The organism is Fibrivirga algicola, from assembly GCF_011742925.1.
GTDB lineage: Bacteria > Bacteroidota > Bacteroidia > Cytophagales > Spirosomataceae > Fibrella > Fibrella algicola.
In genome coordinates this window covers 130,189-145,969 of the sequence record NZ_WAEL01000007.1, presented here as the reverse complement: position 1 = coordinate 145,969, position 15,781 = coordinate 130,189, and the positions used below count along the sequence as shown (strand labels likewise).

Below are 15,781 nucleotides of genomic sequence, written 5' to 3'. Positions count from 1 at the left end.
ACACTGCTATTTTAATGCCAAATCAACGAGGCAAAATCCAAATCCTACAATTTTAATAATCGATTACCGGGTAAAAAGTTACTAAATCAAGTATTTAACTCTACCTGGCAGGGAACGGCTTATTTGCAGGCGGTAGTGAACTTCAGCCGCTGGAATACTTCCCGCAGGCAGTTAGTTGCACTTTTTGATGCTTGTCAAATCAGATGCCACTTTACCTTTACGACTTACTAACTGACATCTGCTCATTTGCCCTTGACACGCATCGCCATTTTCGCTTCCGGCTCAGGCAGTAACGCCGAAGAGATTACCCGTTACTTTTCCGATCAGGCTACCGTACAGATTGTACTTATTTTGACCAACAACCCGCAGGCTGGCGTTATCGACCGGTCGCGCCGGGGATTTGGCTGTGGGCAACACGTACCTGTGGTTGTCTTCGACCGGGCGGCTTTCCGCGATACCGACCGAATTATACAGCTATTGACCAGTCTAGAGGTCGATCTGATTGTACTGGCCGGCTTCATGTGGCTGGTGCCTGCCCCGCTGGTGCAGGCCTTTCCCGGTCGGATCATCAATATTCACCCGGCGTTGCTACCCAAATTTGGGGGAAAAGGCATGTTTGGGCATCATGTGCACGAGGCCGTGGTGGCTGCCCGCGAAACGGAGTCGGGCATTACCATCCACTTCGTCAATGAGCACTACGACGAAGGACAGATTATATTTCAGGCATCCTGTCCGGTAGCCCCTACCGACACCCCCGACGACGTAGCGGCAAAAGTGCACCAGTTGGAGTACACCCACTACCCCCGCGTGGTAGGCGAAGTACTGGCAACTTTACCCGCGCGTTAGTCGTTTCCAACGAACCTGACTCAACTGGGGTCCTTATCCTTATGTACGCACGGTCTACACTCGCTGTTGTTCTATCACTATTACCTTTCCTGCTGGCCGGTTGTTTCCGACCGGCCATACCGATCTCGACCGGCCCGAAGTACCCGGTGGAACTGTTCTACGCCGACCAGCAACCGGGTCGACCGTACGACGAGCTTAAATTTCTGTCTATCACGGAAGAAGCGCCCCTGCAGGCTAATCAGAAGATTAAAGGCGGCCGCATGCTGGGGCGAGGCAACACCATGCTCGACAAAGATGCGCTGATGGGCAAACTCACCCTACAGGCGCAACGCCTTGGTGCCGATGCACTGGTAAATGTCAAATACCAGTACTTCACCACGGCCACGGCCAACGGGTACTCACTCGAAGGATTAGCCGTGAAATATCGTCAGGAACGGGAAGTCAATTAACAGTTACCAGTGAGTTGGTACACTAGCTACACCGGCGGCTTCTACGGCTGCTTCACAAAAGCAGCAATGGCATCGGCCACAGCGGGTAGAATAGCGAGATTCGGATTGGTATAGGTGGCCAGGTTGGCCGCCCGGTCAGTGGGGGCTTCTTTCAACAGGTGGCTCATCGTGTCGAAAAAAAGCAGCGTAGCCGTTGGTTTGGCGACTTTTAACCGCTCGGCTTCCGACACGGCTACCTGCATATCGCGCCGCCCCTGCAAAATTAGTACGGGTCCGTTCACTTTCTTAAGCTCCACAGCAGGGTCGTATTTCATCCATGAAATCAGGTAAGGCTGTGTGCCGGGGTTGAAGAACGACGCCAGCATAGCCGGTGGTTGTTGCACCAGTTGCCCGGCCTTTAGTGAGTCCAGATCGCGCGTGGCGGTGGCCAGCACATCGGCCGGAATACCAGCACTGGCAAACTGCACTTTCACGATGTCGGCAATGCCCTGTCCGGGTCCGGCAATCGAAATAAAGCGATTGGCTTTTGTTCGCTGCACGGCCAGCATCCCCACCAGCGACCCTTCGCTATGCCCCGCCACGGTCACCGTCGAGAAACGCGGATCGGCCTGCAGTTGCCGGATAAAGCCCACCGCGTCGTCGACCCACTGCCCGAAATTCAGTTCAGATGGTTTCATCTGAGCCGCCGCCTTTGCGAGATTACTGCCGCTTCCCCGTTTGTCGTACCTGAATACAGCTACCCCCCGTTTGTTGAGGCTGTCGGCCAGTTGCCGAAAGATATTTAGTTGCCCCAGGCCCGGCACTGTGCTATTCCCATTCCGATCGGTAGGACCAGACCCGGCAATCAGCATCACTACGGGTATCTTTCCGGCCTGTTTTGTCGGAAAAGTAAGGGTGCCCTCCAGCGTCAGGCTCATGCCAGCGGGCTGAGTGACCACGTACCTGAGCGTCTCTTCGGGTTGCGCCGTAGCAGCCGCCCCCGCCAGCATCAGCATGATCAGGGCTAGCCCTTGCTTGAATAGCCGGTACGAGTACACGTAAGGAATGATCGACAAGGCAGCAACGATGCTTAAGAAGAGTGGTAGTTTGGCGACAGTTGGCAGTAGCAACGTACCCACGAAAGCGAGCAATCCGCCAGCTACCCACAGCCAGCCCGCCAGGCGGTGCGTTTTACGCCAATTGGCCTCACTGGCCAGTGCCCAGGGAGTTTTTATGCCAACAAAGTAATTTTGCGGCACAGTCAGCATCACGTTTCCCATCGCCGCCAGTAACAGCGAAACGAACGGCAACATCAGATTCCCCACCACAGCCCCGGTCTTACCCGACTGCGTGATGTACAGAATCAGCATTGCCAACCCAGCCAAAAACAGCGTGACCGTAAACCGAATGCGGTTGTAGCTGGCCGAATCCAGTTTCTTGTTGGGGTCCAAGGCCGGCAGAAAACGGAGCAGGGCGTAGATGAACAGAGAAAAAACCGTCAGCCCCACGGCGAAGCTCTCTTTGCTGTTGTAGGCATCAGGCTGACCAGCCGCGTTGAAATGCGTAGGTACGTTGGCGGGTAATCCAGGCCAGATGAACGCTAAATAAATCAGGGGCAACAGCATGATGCTGATCAGCACCCACTCGGAATTACGCGAAAACTTTTCCATTGATGAATACAGGCAAGAGGTGAATCATGACTACTTAAGCCGACTTATCGGACAGGGTATCGTCTGCTTTCGGGGGCGACGTGTTGAGCACCGACGAGCCGGTAAAGCCCATCAGCCAGGCCAGTAATTCATCGAGTACGGTCGTGTTCAGCGTGTAGGTGATGAACTGCCCCTTCTTGGTCGACTCGACCAGCCCCGCCTGCCGAAGCAGATCAAGGTGGTGCGAGATACTCGGCTTTGTCATCTCGAACTGCTCCGCAATTTCCCCCGCCGTCAGATCGCCGTTCCTCAGCAGATCAAGCATCTGCCGGCGCGTTGGATCGTTTAAAGCTTTAAATAGCGCGTTCATTAGGACTCCATTAAATAGTTAGACAAATATCTAATTACTGAGCTATATGTATCATCAATCGGGATAAACGGTTGCAGTGCAGGTTAACTGGCCTTAATCGTATGCTGACCGGCAACCAGTGCTTTTTACTATCGTTCCGGAGTTCTCGTAGAATCCCGTTTCAGGCGGCGAAGAAGCGTATCAGGCAGCATAGGCATTGGCATGGGAACCTGCCGCGACTGGTACCGAGGGCTAGGCATTGGCATAGCATTCCCCCTGCCCTTCCTAATAGGCATATGGTCATATATCTGGGACTTTGGCAGCGGTTTCATGACCATTGCTGAGTCTTGCGAGCAAGCGGGAATTGCGGCTGTCAGCAGTATGATGAGCGGGATATATTGTGAAGCGTTCATATGCAAAGGAGTCTGTTTCAACAAGTACCGTTGCAATCGCCCATCAAGAATAAAAAGATTAGCGTAACACCAGCCCCTCCAGCATAGCAACGTACCCAGCCAGGCCCTCCTCAATGTCGCGGAGGTAAATAAATTCATCGGCCGTATGCGACCGCTCGGAGTGACCGGGGCCGCACTTGAGCGAGGGCATGGGCAGTAATGCCTGATCCGAGAGCGTGGGCGACCCGTAGGTAGTGCGACCCAGCGCCAGCCCCGCCCGCACCAACGGATGATCGACCGCGATACCCGACGAGCGTAACCGCACCGAGCGGGGTACCACATCGGCGTGTACGTGCGTCCGCACAATAGCGAGCACTTCTTCCAGCGTGTATTGCTCCGTCACCCGCACATCCACGGTGAACGTGCAGGTATCGGGCACTACATTGTGCTGTGTACCCGCCTGAATGATCGTCACCGACTGCTTTACCGGCCCCAGCAGCGGCGACACCTTGGGGTACTGATAGGTCTGAAACCACTGCAGGTCAGCCATTGCCTTCGTGATGGCATTCTCGCTTTCATTGCGCGCGGCGTGACCAGCCCGGCCATGTACGGTGCAATCCAGCACCATCAGCCCTTTCTCGGCAATGGCCAGTTGCATCTGCGTGGGTTCGCCTACAAGGGCCACGTCGATGGGGGGCAGATGGGGTAGTAACAGCTCAACACCACCCCGCCCCGATATTTCCTCTTCGGCACTTGCCGCCATCACCAGATTATAGGCCAAATCACGGCGCTTGTACAGGTGCACGAACGTACCCAGCAAACATACCAGACACCCACCGGCATCATTACTACCCAGGCCGAATAGTTTGCCATCCTCAACAGTTGGCGCAAAGGGATCGCGGGTATAGGAGGCATTAGGCTTTACGGTGTCGTGGTGCGAGTTGAGCAGCAGCGTGGGTTTTTGCGGGTCAAATGCTTCATTAACAGCCCAGACATTGTGGCCTACCCGCTGCGTGGCTACGCCGTGGCGGCGCAGGTACGTCTCAATCAGGTCAGCCGTTGGCCCTTCTTCCCGACTCAGCGACGGGGTAGCAATCAACGATGTCAGCAAAGCTAGGGCGTCCTCGACGAGGGCGGCAGGAGCAGGAGGAATCATGGGTACAAAGAAACAGGATTTTGCTGCACCCTATAGCAAAAACCCCTTCTCGAGCGTAACAGCGTGATTAATCAGGCATCTAAACAATAGAAAAGGCCGCCCGGATACGTGGTATCCGAACGGCCTTTCTCGTTCTGGTTGTCAAGTAGACCAGGAATAACCCGAGGGCTATCCCCGCTCGTCTGACAGGTATTTACGCAGCATCCACGCCATTTTTTCGTGGGCTTCCATCAAACCAGTCAGGAAGTCGGCCGTACCGGCGTCACCCAGTTCTTCGTCGGTAGTCTCAACGTCTTTGCGCAGTTCCCGGATCACCTGCTCGTGGTCAGAAAGTAACCGTTTGAACATTTCCTGCGTGTGAATGTGGCCATCGTGATCTTCCTTCAGGCTCGATTCTTTCAGGAAATCTTTCATGGTAGCGATAGGCCGTCCGCCTAACTGCCGGATGCGCTCGGCTACCTCGTCGATTTCTGTTTCCAGAGCCGTATACTGCTCTTCGAAAAACTCGTGATACTCTTTAAAACTTGGTCCGCTCACGTCCCAGTGGAACTTGCGGGTCTTGATATACAGTACGTGCAGGTCCGCCAGAAATGCGTTGAGTAGCTCGTTGCCTTTCTTTAGTACGTCCTGATCGAGGCCAATATTGGGTTGCATAATCGTGTTTGAGTGGTTCAATTGCTGAAAAGAAATCAGACTTATTTCCGGGGAATAGTCTACCTACCTAACCAACGAGACCACCATTTGTTAAGGCCGTTGGCTCACTTGCTGCCGCTTACCTGGGCGGGAGTTTTGGGCCCGATCGTGTACCTTGCAACTTCATCTCACGACGATTGTATGCCTTCAACTACCGCCACTCCTACGACTGAACTCATTCGGGTAGCCTCTGAAATAGGTACACTGCGGCGCTTGCTGATCCACAGTCCCGACCGCGGACTGGGTAAGGTAGTGCCCTCAAAAGCCCAGGATTGGCTGTTTGAAGACATCGTGAACCTCGACATGATGCGTCGGGACGAGTACGATTTTTACGTAAAGCTGCTGCTCTACTTTCTCGACCCCGACAAAATTCGTGGGCGGGTAGCCGATCTGGCTCCCGGCACCGATCGCGGCTTCTTCAAACCGGGCCATCCCGCTTATTTTGCCTCCGAAAAAGTAATTGATATTCAGTGCCTGCTCACTGATATCCTCGGCGATGAGGTGATTCGCACTAAGCTGATCGCCGCCATTTGCGGCATCGAACGTACCTCATTCAGAACGCAGCAGCAACTCGCCGACTTTCTACCCGCCGAACTCGCCAAGATTCTGATCTCCGGTTCGCTACCCGACCTGAAGATGTTGTTTGCTCCGCTGCCAAACTTCATTTTCACGCGCGACATTGGCATCGTTATCAACGACCACATCCTGCTTAACAAACCCGCCAAACAGGCTCGCACCCGCGAGGCCTTGCTGGCGCAGTACATCTTTTTCAATCACCCGCTGTTTGCCGAGTACCAGAACAAAATCATCGAGATTCCCGACAACGAGCATGCCTTCCTCCTCCCCGACTCCGATACAGCCCGCGACCTGAGCCGATCTACCCTGGAAGGTGGTGACGTGATGATGATTGCGCCACGGCACCTGCTCATTGGTTGCAGCGAACGCACCACGCTCTACGCCGCCCAGCAGGTCATGCGGCTGGTTTTCGAGAAAGGCGTGGTCGATACGGTGACCATCGTGAAAATCCCCAAAAAACGGGATTACATGCATATCGACACTATTTTTACGCAGGTGAAGCGAGACGTGTGGGTGCTGCTGGGTACGTTGGGCCGCACCGGCGACGAAGCAAAAAAACGGGATGTGATGCACTTTTTCGCCCCCAAAGACCTGTCGGAAGACCTCAAGATTCTGCAGTTTAAAAAGGGAGAAGAACACAGGCCTACCGAGATCGAAAACCTGGAAGATCTGTTGGCCGACATCAGTATGAACGACCTGGGCGCCACCGGGCCGGTACGGTTTATTTATTCGGGAAACAACGAATTTCCCTTTGGTGCCCGCGAGCAATGGACCGACTCGTGCAACCTGCTGGCCCTGAAAGATGGCGTGGTAGTTGGCTACGACCGCAACGATTACACCGCCGAGGCGTTCCGGCAGGCCGGCTTCGACGTGGTAACCGCCGCCGCCGTGCTCGACCGCTTCGAACGGGGCGACTCATCGCCGGAGCGCATCGAAAATACGTTTATCATGCTGCCATCTGCCGAGTTGAGCCGGGCCCGGGGCGGAAGCCATTGCATGAGTTTACCCCTCTTCCGCGACGGGTTTTGAGTGATTTAGCTGTATTTTTAACGAAACGTTACAACCTTAGACACGTTCGGGGCCCAGTGTGTACTGGCCAGCAACCTGCCGCAATCGAATCAGAGTAATCTTAACGCTTGCTTTGTTGACCGGGTAGCCTCGCCCCGACCCATTTCATCCCCATATGCAATCACAAACTACGTCACGCATTTTAATGATCCGGCCCGTCCGGTTTGGCTTCAATGAGCAAACGGCCGACTCGAACACGTTTCAGGATGCGTCGCTGGCCGGTCAGTCAATCGAACAATCGCAGGCCAACGCCCAGCGCGAATTTGATGAGATGGTTCGGCAACTCCGTTCCAGCGGTGTGGATGTGATGGTGTATAACGATACCGCCGACCCACACACCCCTGATTCTATTTTCCCCAACAACTGGGTTTCATTCCACTACAGCGGCACGGTAGTGCTCTACCCGATGCAGGCCGAGAACCGGCGCCTCGAACGGCGGCAAGACCTGATCGACGATCTGGCACAGCGGTTCCACGTCTCGAAAATCGTGGACCTGACCCATTTTGAAAATGAAGGGAAGTACTTGGAGGGCACCGGCAGTATGGTGCTCGACCGGATGAACCGGGTCGCTTTTGCCTGCCTCTCACCCCGGACCAGCCCGGATGTACTGGCCGAATTCAGCCACCGGACGGGCTACAAAACGGTACTCTTCCGGGCCATCGATGAAACGGGGAAACCCGTGTACCATACCAACGTGCTGATGTGCATCGGCGACACGTTTGCCGTTGTGTGCCTGCAGGCAATTCAGGATCTCGACGAGCGGCTTATGGTGCGGCAGGAACTGGAAAAGCTCAATAAGCGAATCATCGAAATAACAATTGAACAGATGAACGCTTTTGCTGGTAATATGTTGCTTGTTCAGACCATCAAAGGCCAGAAGTTGCTGGTCATGTCAAAGCAGGCCCATCAGTCCCTCACCGAGAAACAAATCGACGTGCTTGACGATTACGCCACCCTGCAATCATTTGACCTGGCCACTATTGAAGCCAACGGCGGCGGCTCGGCCCGGTGCATGATGGCCGAGGTACACTTACCATCGAAATAGACCCGAAAACGGATTTCCCGCGACTTTTGTTAACCCCGCATGGAACAAGTCATAGACGACAGTACAGCGCTGGACATTGCTCTCGGTCAGCGTAACAATACGACACCTCCACCGTCGGCTACGCGATTTGGGGCCTGTTTGCTTTTTGTGGCTAATGCGTTGGCTCGTTCCGTGACGGGTATTGCCGATTCTGAGTTCGCCAAGATGGGGCTGTCCTACTCGCATGCGTACCTCCTGAGCGAAATCGTTCTCAACCCGGGCAGTACGCCAACGTACCTGAGCGAGATTCTCTTCCTTTCGCCGTCGACAATTACCCGCCTGATCGAGAAGCTGGAGCATAAAGGGCTGGCTCGCCGGGAAACGGGCGGGAAAAACACAATGGTCTTCGCCACCGAAGCAGGTGTCAGTCTGGCGCCAGCCGTAACGGAGGCCTGGCAGGCGAACTGGACAAAGTTTACCGAGAAACTAGGCGAAGACGAAGCCCTGTCCCTGACAAAGCAGATTTTTGCTGCGCTTGAGCAACTCCATGCCGACCCGGCCGCGGTGGACTAGTTACTGCGCTGACGGATTGTCGACGTGCATGTCGGTAATGTTCCAGCAGGTCAGTCCCGGCGAGTCTTTGCACTCAAACAAGGCAAAATCGGTGATTCCGGGGGTCAGCCGCTCGAAGTACAGCACAAACTTCGCTTTGGTACCCGACTGCACGTCAATATGATCGGGCGTTTGCCGGATTCCCTCAGCTTTCACAAATGCGAAAGTCTCTTTACCATCCGGGCTAACCAGCTTTGCTTTCGGGTCAATGGAGATCTGCGTAGTCGAGCCTGTTCCGTATTGTCCACGGGCGTAGTCGAAGGTAAGGTACAGCACGGTATATTTGGCCGTCAGCCGAATATCGGTTACCGACAGTTGCACATCATTACTGTGGCCCAGACCGCCAATGGGATCGGGTAGAATCCGCCGGTTCAACTCCTCCATTGGAGAGGCTTTTACGTAATACTCAGACTCGTCGGCAGGCTGATGGCCCGGTGTTGGCCGGGTGGTCGTGCAGGCTACGGATAGGCCGCACAGGGCGGTTAGTAGAAGAAGCCGTTTCATCTTGGCAACGTGTTGAGAAGCGATGATATACGTGAAACCTGTATTGTGTTCGTTGGGTTAGTAAAATAATAAAAAATCCCTTAACCCTCCTTATGAGAATTACTCAACTCGCATCGAAACGGCTGGCCTTTGTTCTATTTATGTCGTTTGTTGGCCTCGTGTCGTGCAAAAAAGACGATGAGGTGCAGACCACTGCGGTTCGTTCTGAACTGCTGGTTGCCAACAATTGGCGCTTAAGTCGGATTACCGATCAGAAAGGCGATGTGATTGCCGTAAATCGGCTGGGGGTTAGTGCGCTGGCCCTGAACTTCGCCGACATTCAATTTACCGACAAAAATGTGGCCCGCGCCATTGACCGCAGCACCAAGCAGATTATCAATGGCGGCACCTGGTATCTGGTGCAAAACAACGCGGCCCTTGATATCAACGTGACCGGATTTGCCGGTATTTTCCCCATTCTGGAACTGACACGAACCAAGCTGACTATTCAACAGACTACCACAGTCGACGGCCAGAAAACAGATGTCAACCTGGAGTTTGCGCCTTCGATTTAACCGTCAAAACCAGTCGTACAGGCCTCGCAGTGCCTGAATTTCAGCCCAACACCGCATGCCCGCAAACATCAAAGAGTTATTTACGACCGTGGCACAGCCCGGCCGGATTGAGTGGATCAGTGTGAGACCGGAACGGAACGTACCTGCGCAACCGGTCGATGAAGTGATCGTATCTGTCCAGAAAGGCCTGATGGGTGACCACTATTCGGGCCAAAATGGCAAGCGCCACGTCACCCTGATTCAAGCAGAACATTTACCGGCCATTGCTTCGTTTGCCGGCCGACCCACCGTTGACCCCGCCCTGCTTCGGCGCAATATGGTAGTATCGGGTATTAATCTATTAGCTCTGAAAGGGCAAACGTTCAGGCTCGGCGATGAAGTGGTCCTTGAGTATACCGGCGAATGCCACCCCTGTTCAAAAATGGAAACGGCCCTCGGTGAAGGCGGTTACAGCGCCATGCGCGGTCACGGGGGCATTACCGCCCGGGTTATTCAGGGCGGGCAGGTACGTGTCGGCGATCAGGTGACGCTGCTTTAAATAAGTTGACGTTTATAGTTTGATGTTGCGCTGCCAACTAACGAGACGGTTTGTTAGCAGCGCAACATCAAACTATAAACTAGCTGTTCCTGTTCGTCAACCGCTCCCACGTCATCTCGGTAAAATCGGTGATGGCGTCGTTAGTTACTTCGGCTAGTTCATCGATGGTGTGCGTCGTGGCGAGGCCGATTACGCGGGCACCCGCCGAACGCCCCGCCTTTATCCCCGTCATCGAGTCTTCAAAAACGATCGATTCCTCCGGCGACACACCCAGCATGCTCATCGCCTTCAGGTAAATTTCGGGATCAGGCTTGGGGCGGGTCACCAGTTTTTCGTGCAGTAACTCATCGAAGTACGGGCGCAGTTCGAGCGCATCCATAACGAAATCAAGGTTTTCAACCGGGGCCGAGGTGGCCACCGCCGTTTTGATGCCGTGGGCTTTCAGTACCTTCAGGAAGTCGACCAGACCAGGGACAGCTACTACGTCGGGCGCGTATATTTCGCGGAAGAGGGCTTCTTTCTCGTAAGCCAGCCGGTCAAAATCAGCCACGCCAATCGAATTATCTGGGAAAAGGTGCCCCAGAATGTCACGGTTATGCTTACCCGATACGTAGGCTACGAAATCAGCATCGGTGAGGGTTCGGCCGTGCTGTTCGTAGTATTTCCGCCAGGCAATCTGGTGGTGGGGGTTGGTATCGGCAATGACGCCGTCCATATCAAAAATGACTGCTTTCAACATAACAAGGAAGTCGCGGGCCACAAATCGGCGACCCGCGGCCAGTTAGAATAACGTAACAAATCGGCTAACGAGCGCTGAGCCGAGCAACATACAGGCAACAAACAGCAAGCCCCAGTTCAGACCAAACCCTTCGGCGATGAACCCGATAATAGGCGGGCCAGCCAGAAAACCAACAAAACTAAAGGTAGCGAACGTAGCCAGCCCGGCGGCAGGCGGGATGTTAGGCACCCGCAACGCGGCTGAATACAGGATGGGTGCTCCCAGCGAACTGCCAGCCCCCAACAAGGCAAACCCCAGCAGTGCTACCGCTGGCAGGGGAATGGCCACGGCCAGCACCAGTCCCGACGCGCCCACCAGCCCGCCCAACACCAGACAGCGCTTGGCACCGATCCGGGGAATGATGGCGTCGCCCATAAAGCGGCCCAGGGTCATGGTCAGCGAGAACGCACCAAAGCCCAGCGCCGCCACCTGCCCCGTCGTTTTCAGCGTGTCGCGCAGGTACACCGCGCTCCAGTCGAAGGCCAGACCCTCACCCATCGCCACGGCCAGACCGATAAAAATCATCAGCAGCAGATCGAGGTTGGGTTTGACAAACGAGGCAGATTTTTCGGGCGCAATCACCGGAATCGATACCAGCGTTGGACGCACCAAAAACGTGATCAACAACACCGACACAGCTATGCCCGCTACGTGGTAGCCCGGGGGTACGTGGTTGGCAATGGCGATGCCCGCAAGCAGCGAGCTAACAATACCCCCAACGCTCCACATACCGTGGCAAGACGACATAATTACTACATTATTGGCCTTTTCTACGTCGGTAGCCAGCGTGTTCATAGCCACGTTGATCAGTGCACTACACAGGCCAACCAGGTAGAGGCCCAGCACCAGCATGGGTACGTTGGTGGCGTTTACGGGAACAAGCAGGCTACAGCAAAGGGCGATGGCCGCCCAGAAACAGGCGTTTGCCTGCCCCAGCCGACCCACGATCCAGGCCGTGAGCGGGTTCATGGTAATCAGCCCGGCAGGCATGGCAAACAAGGTCATGCCCAATTGCGCATCCGACAATTGGAGCGTGTCCTTCACGTGCGGAATGTGCGCCACCCAGCTGCCAAAAACCAGGCTTTCGGTGGCGAAGACCAGCCCTACAGCCCGCGCCTGCGCATCGCCAAAAAAAGCAGCCAGGTGCCGGGTGAAGGATTGAACTGGATGAGCAGATGTATTCATAACACAAAGATAGGCCCTGACCCACTTGGGCGATATGCTTTCATTTACGGGTTATAATGCTGTATTGATGTCTAATTAGACGTGATCGACCAAAATAGAACCCAGGTACGTTAATTTAGCACTATGCAGCCTGGCTGGTTCAGTCAATCCGCATTAGTTACAGACAGCACAAGCACCATTAAGTATGCCCATGCGCTTACAATTCGAGAAGATCGAGCCCGAGGCCGACAGTTCATTTAAAGTGGTGCACCTTACCAGCCCCCAAACCTGCTGGGTATACTGGCACTACCACCCGGAATACGAAATCGTTTATATTCCGGAAGGCAACGGCCGCCGCCACGTTGGGCAACATGTGTCAACTTATGAAGAGGGCGAACTGGTGTTTATTGGGCCTAACATTCCACATCTGAATTTTAGCTACGACAAAGTGGGGCCCTACGAAGAGGTGGTCGTGCAACTGCGCGACGATTTCATGGGCCGCGATTTTCTGCAAAAACCGGAGATGGAAACCGTGCGGCGGTTGTTCGGCCGGGCCAGTCAGGGGCTAGTGTTTGGAGCCGAAACGAAACGCATCGTCGGCCCGATGCTTACGCATCTGCCCACGCAAACGGGATTCGACCGACTGCTTACCCTGCTCACTATTTTCCGGCATCTGGCCCAGGCCAGCGATGTGGTGCCCCTCCAGGCCGACGGCATTCAGTTTACGGTAGACCCCAGGGAAGAGCAGCGCATCAACCGGATATACACGTACGTTTCCGGTCACTACGCCGAGGCCATTGATTTACGCACGGTTGCCGATCTGGCAAACCTGACTGTGCCCGCGTTTTGCCGGTACTTCAAGCGAATGACCCAGCTCACCTTTTCCGACTTCGTCAACGAATACCGGGTCAGTCAGGCGCGGCGCTTGCTGCATACTGATAAGCCCATTGCCGCCATCAGCACCGATGTGGGGTACACTAATCTGTCACATTTCAATAAGACATTTAAAGCCATTACGGGCCAGACGCCCACGACTTACCGCAAGGGGCTGGCGGGTTAACTCGCGCGGGACCTTATGCAGCGGCTTGGGGTCAGCATCGTTTTCGGCTACTTTTGCGCTGTCAACCTGTTCACAACTCGTAAACAGGCTCCATTCAACTTGCAGTGAACCAACGCTTTGCCCATTCATCACCTCATTTTTTGCGGCCTGTTACTCATCAGCACGGCAATCAACTCAATTGCTGGTAACGCCCCCAGACCGGCCAGCAAGGCAAAGCCAGCGGCCAGTTCCAGGGTTATAAAGCCGAAGCCAAAGCAGCCCGTCAAGCGGAAGAAAGTCAGGATAATACGCCGAATCACGACGACGACAAAAACAGTCATGAAGGCGAAATCAACCAACGTTTCCGCGCCAATTAAGGTCAGTCGTCGCCCGCTTAGTGGCACCGTCTTCTACCTGGCTTCAGGGCATGGCGGACCCGATCCCGGCGCCATCGGTAAGTTTGGCAACGCGCTATTGCCCGAGGATGAGTACGCCTATGACGTTACCATCCGGCTGGCTGATTTGCTTAAGCGGCAGGGCGCTACGGTATTCATGCTGGTGCAGGACCCCAACGATGGCATCCGGAATGATGCCGTGCTCAAGCTGGACCGCGACGAGGTGGCCTATCCCAATCAGCCGATTCCGCTAAACCAGACGGCCCGGCTCAAGCAAACAACTACCGCCGTCAACAAGCTGTATGCCAGCCATAAAGCAACCTACCAGCGATTCATCACCATTCATGTCGACAGCCGAAGTCAGGGAGAGACGATCGATGTGTTCTTCTATCACCACGGAAACAGCAAAGTGGGCGCACGGCTGGCGAAGCACATTCACCAACGCTTCAAAACCAACTACAAACGGTACCAGCCCGCCCGACCATACTCCGGCAATGTATCGACCCGAAATACGCTGTATGTCGTCAGGAATAGTCACGCGCCTACGGTATTTATTGAGCTGGGTAACATTCAGAACCGGCTCGACCAGCGGCGTTTTTTACTGGCATCGAACCGGCTGGCGCTGGCCAACTGGATGATGCAGGGCATCGTCGACGATTATCGGTCGCGCTGAAGGCACGATTTCTGTCTGGGCGCAACCTGACGCATTTATCTGAACCCGAAACAGCCCGTACGCATTACTTTTGCGGAATGTCTCTTTTGGACAGGTCAATTCAGCACGAATCAATGCGTAAGTTCATACTCCATCTACGGTCCGCAGTCGCGGTTTTATCCCTCTCAGCTACACTCGTTGCCTGTACGTCGTCCGACGATTACCTCGATCAGGGACGTGCCCTACTGCGTGAGGGTAAATCGCGCGAGGCGCTGGCGGCGCTGAATCAGGCGGTCGAGGCAGATGCCGACAATGCCGATGCGTTCAACACGCGGGGCGTGGCCTATTTTGAATTGAAAGAGTATAGTAATGCCCTGCTCGACTATGAACAGGCGCTGAAACTGAACCCCACTTTCTACCGACCCTATTACAACCGGGCACTCCTAAAAACAACGCAGGGCGACGTGCAGGCTGCCCTGAACGATTACTCGGAAGCCATTCGCCTCGCGCCCGATACCGCTAAAACCGCAACCTCGGAAACGTACCTGAACCGGGGGCAGCTCTTCGCCCTGCAAGGCCAGACTCAACCGGCCCTGACGGACTTCGACCAGTCGATCAAGCTGAACCCGAGAAATGCACTGGCGTTGTACAACCGGGGCAATCTACGGTTCAACCAGAAAGACCTGACCGGCGCCCTAGCTGACTTTCAAGCTTGTATCGCCATTGACCCTACCTTCGGTAAAGCGTTTTATGGGCTGGGTCTGGCGCAGATTCTGGCTGATCAGCGTGACGCCGCCTGCCTAAGCCTGCAGCAAGCTCAAAAGCTAAATTACCCCGATGCTGCCAACGCCATCGCTGCGTACTGTAGGTAGCGTGTATTGGTGTTGCTTACGCCTAGTCAAAGGGCTACGCGTAAGCAATACCAATACACGTAGTGCCAAGCCACACACACCACTTACATGTTCAACCTCCCTACTCCGTAAACTTCCCCCGCAACGCCTGTTTCATGAACAAAGCCCTTCCCCTCATCTTTGCTTTTCTGTTCGTGCTCTTCGCCGCCGTGCAGTACAACGACCCCGACCCGCAGGTCTGGGTGCCGATCTATGGCTTTGCGGCGATGGCCTGCATTATGGCCTTCGCCCGCGTGGGGCAGGTCTGGTTTTTCGGGGGGATGGCCGTGCTCTACGGCGTAGCGGCCGCGTACCAGTGGCCACCTGCTTTCGAAGGCTTTTTGCTGAACGAGGTTGGCATGAAAACCGTGAATATCGAACTGGCTCGCGAATCGGGCGGCTTGCTGATCTGCGCTATTGCCATGGGCATCATGGCCTGGGTCGTTAGCCGAGTCAAAAAAGCCTAACTTAGTG

Annotated in this window: 19 protein-coding genes; 11 read left to right on the top strand and 8 right to left on the bottom strand. The window is 54.8% G+C overall.

Annotated elements, in window-relative coordinates; translation table 11 throughout:
• Nucleotides 1–252: 252 nt before the first annotated feature.
• Both purN and F7231_RS18850 read left to right on the top strand, forming a co-directional pair.
• Nucleotides 253–846 carry a phosphoribosylglycinamide formyltransferase gene (gene purN, locus F7231_RS18855; protein WP_166693078.1) on the top strand — a complete coding sequence of 198 codons (594 nt, stop codon included), beginning with the start codon at nt 253–255 and terminating at the stop codon, nt 844–846.
• A 41-nt stretch (nt 847–887) separates the two neighbouring features.
• Entirely contained in the window at nt 888–1,295 is a 408-nt protein-coding gene (locus F7231_RS18850; protein ID WP_166693076.1) for a hypothetical protein, read from the top strand.
• A 41-nt stretch (nt 1,296–1,336) separates the two neighbouring features.
• Here F7231_RS18850 and F7231_RS18845 read toward each other — a convergent pair whose 3' ends face one another.
• The 4 genes from F7231_RS18845 to F7231_RS18830 form a co-directional block, all read right to left on the bottom strand.
• Nucleotides 1,337–2,944: an alpha/beta fold hydrolase gene (locus tag F7231_RS18845; protein ID WP_166693074.1), complete on the bottom strand. Its 1,608-nt coding sequence runs from the start codon at nt 2,942–2,944 to the stop codon at nt 1,337–1,339.
• A gap of 34 nt (nt 2,945–2,978) precedes the next feature.
• Entirely contained in the window at nt 2,979–3,293 is a 315-nt protein-coding gene (locus F7231_RS18840; protein WP_085414087.1) for an autorepressor SdpR family transcription factor, read from the bottom strand.
• A gap of 450 nt (nt 3,294–3,743) precedes the next feature.
• Nucleotides 3,744–4,820 (bottom strand): M20 family metallo-hydrolase, encoded by a 1,077-nt coding sequence (locus tag F7231_RS18835; protein WP_166693072.1) that lies wholly within the window; start codon nt 4,818–4,820, stop codon nt 3,744–3,746.
• 168 nt (nt 4,821–4,988) lie between these two features.
• Nucleotides 4,989–5,474 (bottom strand): Dps family protein, encoded by a 486-nt coding sequence (locus F7231_RS18830; protein ID WP_085414089.1) that lies wholly within the window; start codon nt 5,472–5,474, stop codon nt 4,989–4,991.
• A gap of 180 nt (nt 5,475–5,654) precedes the next feature.
• Here F7231_RS18830 and F7231_RS18825 point away from each other — a divergent pair, with 180 nt between their 5' ends.
• From F7231_RS18825 to F7231_RS18815, 3 genes are all read left to right on the top strand, one after another.
• Nucleotides 5,655–7,118, top strand: coding sequence for an arginine deiminase family protein (locus tag F7231_RS18825; protein ID WP_166693070.1), 1,464 nt, complete (start codon nt 5,655–5,657; stop codon nt 7,116–7,118).
• Nucleotides 7,119–7,272: 154 nt separating this feature from the next.
• Nucleotides 7,273–8,202, top strand: a complete 930-nt coding sequence (gene ctlX / locus F7231_RS18820) for a citrulline utilization hydrolase CtlX (RefSeq protein ID WP_166693069.1) — start codon at nt 7,273–7,275, stop codon at nt 8,200–8,202.
• A gap of 39 nt (nt 8,203–8,241) precedes the next feature.
• Complete coding sequence (locus F7231_RS18815; RefSeq protein ID WP_166693067.1) at nt 8,242–8,754, top strand: MarR family winged helix-turn-helix transcriptional regulator; 513 nt, start codon at nt 8,242–8,244, stop codon at nt 8,752–8,754.
• Here F7231_RS18815 and F7231_RS18810 read toward each other — a convergent pair whose 3' ends face one another.
• Nucleotides 8,755–9,297: a hypothetical protein gene (locus tag F7231_RS18810; RefSeq protein WP_085414093.1), complete on the bottom strand. Its 543-nt coding sequence runs from the start codon at nt 9,295–9,297 to the stop codon at nt 8,755–8,757. It lies immediately after the preceding gene.
• Nucleotides 9,298–9,389: 92 nt separating this feature from the next.
• On the opposite strand from F7231_RS18810, the gene F7231_RS18805 reads away from it, so the two are divergent.
• Together F7231_RS18805 and F7231_RS18800 are read left to right on the top strand one after the other, a co-directional pair.
• Nucleotides 9,390–9,851, top strand: a complete 462-nt coding sequence (locus F7231_RS18805; protein WP_166693066.1) for a hypothetical protein — start codon at nt 9,390–9,392, stop codon at nt 9,849–9,851.
• 55 nt (nt 9,852–9,906) lie between these two features.
• Nucleotides 9,907–10,389, top strand: a complete 483-nt coding sequence (locus tag F7231_RS18800; protein WP_166693065.1) for an MOSC domain-containing protein — start codon at nt 9,907–9,909, stop codon at nt 10,387–10,389.
• A gap of 79 nt (nt 10,390–10,468) precedes the next feature.
• On the opposite strand, the gene F7231_RS18795 is transcribed toward F7231_RS18800, so the two are convergent.
• Together F7231_RS18795 and F7231_RS18790 are read right to left on the bottom strand one after the other, a co-directional pair.
• Nucleotides 10,469–11,128: an HAD family hydrolase gene (locus tag F7231_RS18795; protein ID WP_310589351.1), complete on the bottom strand. Its 660-nt coding sequence runs from the start codon at nt 11,126–11,128 to the stop codon at nt 10,469–10,471.
• A gap of 42 nt (nt 11,129–11,170) precedes the next feature.
• Complete coding sequence (locus tag F7231_RS18790) at nt 11,171–12,352, bottom strand: MFS transporter (protein ID WP_085414096.1); 1,182 nt, start codon at nt 12,350–12,352, stop codon at nt 11,171–11,173.
• Between the two features lie 190 nt (nt 12,353–12,542).
• Between F7231_RS18790 and F7231_RS18785 the strand changes: the two genes are divergently transcribed.
• Nucleotides 12,543–13,391, top strand: a complete 849-nt coding sequence (locus F7231_RS18785; protein ID WP_166693063.1) for an AraC family transcriptional regulator — start codon at nt 12,543–12,545, stop codon at nt 13,389–13,391.
• Nucleotides 13,392–13,519: 128 nt separating this feature from the next.
• Here the strand turns inward: F7231_RS18785 and F7231_RS27765 are convergent, their stop codons facing one another.
• Nucleotides 13,520–13,711 carry a hypothetical protein gene (locus F7231_RS27765; RefSeq protein WP_166693061.1) on the bottom strand — a complete coding sequence of 64 codons (192 nt, stop codon included), beginning with the start codon at nt 13,709–13,711 and terminating at the stop codon, nt 13,520–13,522.
• On the opposite strand from F7231_RS27765, the gene F7231_RS18775 reads away from it, so the two are divergent.
• From F7231_RS18775 to F7231_RS18765, 3 genes are all read left to right on the top strand, one after another.
• Entirely contained in the window at nt 13,710–14,438 is a 729-nt protein-coding gene (locus tag F7231_RS18775) for an N-acetylmuramoyl-L-alanine amidase family protein (RefSeq protein ID WP_166693059.1), read from the top strand. The two genes, F7231_RS27765 and F7231_RS18775, sit on opposite strands and share 2 nt — an antisense overlap.
• 113 nt (nt 14,439–14,551) lie before the next feature.
• A complete protein-coding gene (locus tag F7231_RS18770) occupies nt 14,552–15,289 on the top strand; it encodes a tetratricopeptide repeat protein (protein WP_166693057.1) in 738 nt (245 codons plus the stop codon).
• Between the two features lie 134 nt (nt 15,290–15,423).
• Entirely contained in the window at nt 15,424–15,774 is a 351-nt protein-coding gene (locus F7231_RS18765) for a transmembrane 220 family protein (RefSeq protein ID WP_085414101.1), read from the top strand.
• The last annotated feature ends 7 nt before the right edge of the window (nt 15,775–15,781 follow it).

Excerpts from the sequence above, each read along its gene's own strand:
- F7231_RS18850 (WP_166693076.1), top strand. The coding sequence starts at position 888 with ATGTACGCACGGTCTACACTCGCTGTTGTTCTATCACTATTACCTTTC.
- F7231_RS18845 (WP_166693074.1), bottom strand. The coding sequence starts at position 2,944 with ATGGAAAAGTTTTCGCGTAATTCCGAGTGGGTGCTGATCAGCATCATG.
- F7231_RS18840 (WP_085414087.1), bottom strand. The coding sequence starts at position 3,293 with ATGAACGCGCTATTTAAAGCTTTAAACGATCCAACGCGCCGGCAGATG.
- F7231_RS18835 (WP_166693072.1), bottom strand. The coding sequence starts at position 4,820 with ATGATTCCTCCTGCTCCTGCCGCCCTCGTCGAGGACGCCCTAGCTTTG.
- F7231_RS18830 (WP_085414089.1), bottom strand. The coding sequence starts at position 5,474 with ATGCAACCCAATATTGGCCTCGATCAGGACGTACTAAAGAAAGGCAAC.
- F7231_RS18825 (WP_166693070.1), top strand. The coding sequence starts at position 5,655 with ATGCCTTCAACTACCGCCACTCCTACGACTGAACTCATTCGGGTAGCC.
- ctlX (WP_166693069.1), top strand. The coding sequence starts at position 7,273 with ATGCAATCACAAACTACGTCACGCATTTTAATGATCCGGCCCGTCCGG.
- F7231_RS18815 (WP_166693067.1), top strand. The coding sequence starts at position 8,242 with ATGGAACAAGTCATAGACGACAGTACAGCGCTGGACATTGCTCTCGGT.
- F7231_RS18810 (WP_085414093.1), bottom strand. The coding sequence starts at position 9,297 with ATGAAACGGCTTCTTCTACTAACCGCCCTGTGCGGCCTATCCGTAGCC.
- F7231_RS18805 (WP_166693066.1), top strand. The coding sequence starts at position 9,390 with ATGAGAATTACTCAACTCGCATCGAAACGGCTGGCCTTTGTTCTATTT.
- F7231_RS18800 (WP_166693065.1), top strand. The coding sequence starts at position 9,907 with ATGCCCGCAAACATCAAAGAGTTATTTACGACCGTGGCACAGCCCGGC.
- F7231_RS18795 (WP_310589351.1), bottom strand. The coding sequence starts at position 11,128 with ATGTTGAAAGCAGTCATTTTTGATATGGACGGCGTCATTGCCGATACC.
- F7231_RS18790 (WP_085414096.1), bottom strand. The coding sequence starts at position 12,352 with ATGAATACATCTGCTCATCCAGTTCAATCCTTCACCCGGCACCTGGCT.
- F7231_RS18785 (WP_166693063.1), top strand. The coding sequence starts at position 12,543 with ATGCGCTTACAATTCGAGAAGATCGAGCCCGAGGCCGACAGTTCATTT.
- F7231_RS18775 (WP_166693059.1), top strand. The coding sequence starts at position 13,710 with ATGAAGGCGAAATCAACCAACGTTTCCGCGCCAATTAAGGTCAGTCGT.
- F7231_RS27765 (WP_166693061.1), bottom strand. The coding sequence starts at position 13,711 with ATGACTGTTTTTGTCGTCGTCGTGATTCGGCGTATTATCCTGACTTTC.
- F7231_RS18770 (WP_166693057.1), top strand. The coding sequence starts at position 14,552 with ATGCGTAAGTTCATACTCCATCTACGGTCCGCAGTCGCGGTTTTATCC.
- F7231_RS18765 (WP_085414101.1), top strand. The coding sequence starts at position 15,424 with ATGAACAAAGCCCTTCCCCTCATCTTTGCTTTTCTGTTCGTGCTCTTC.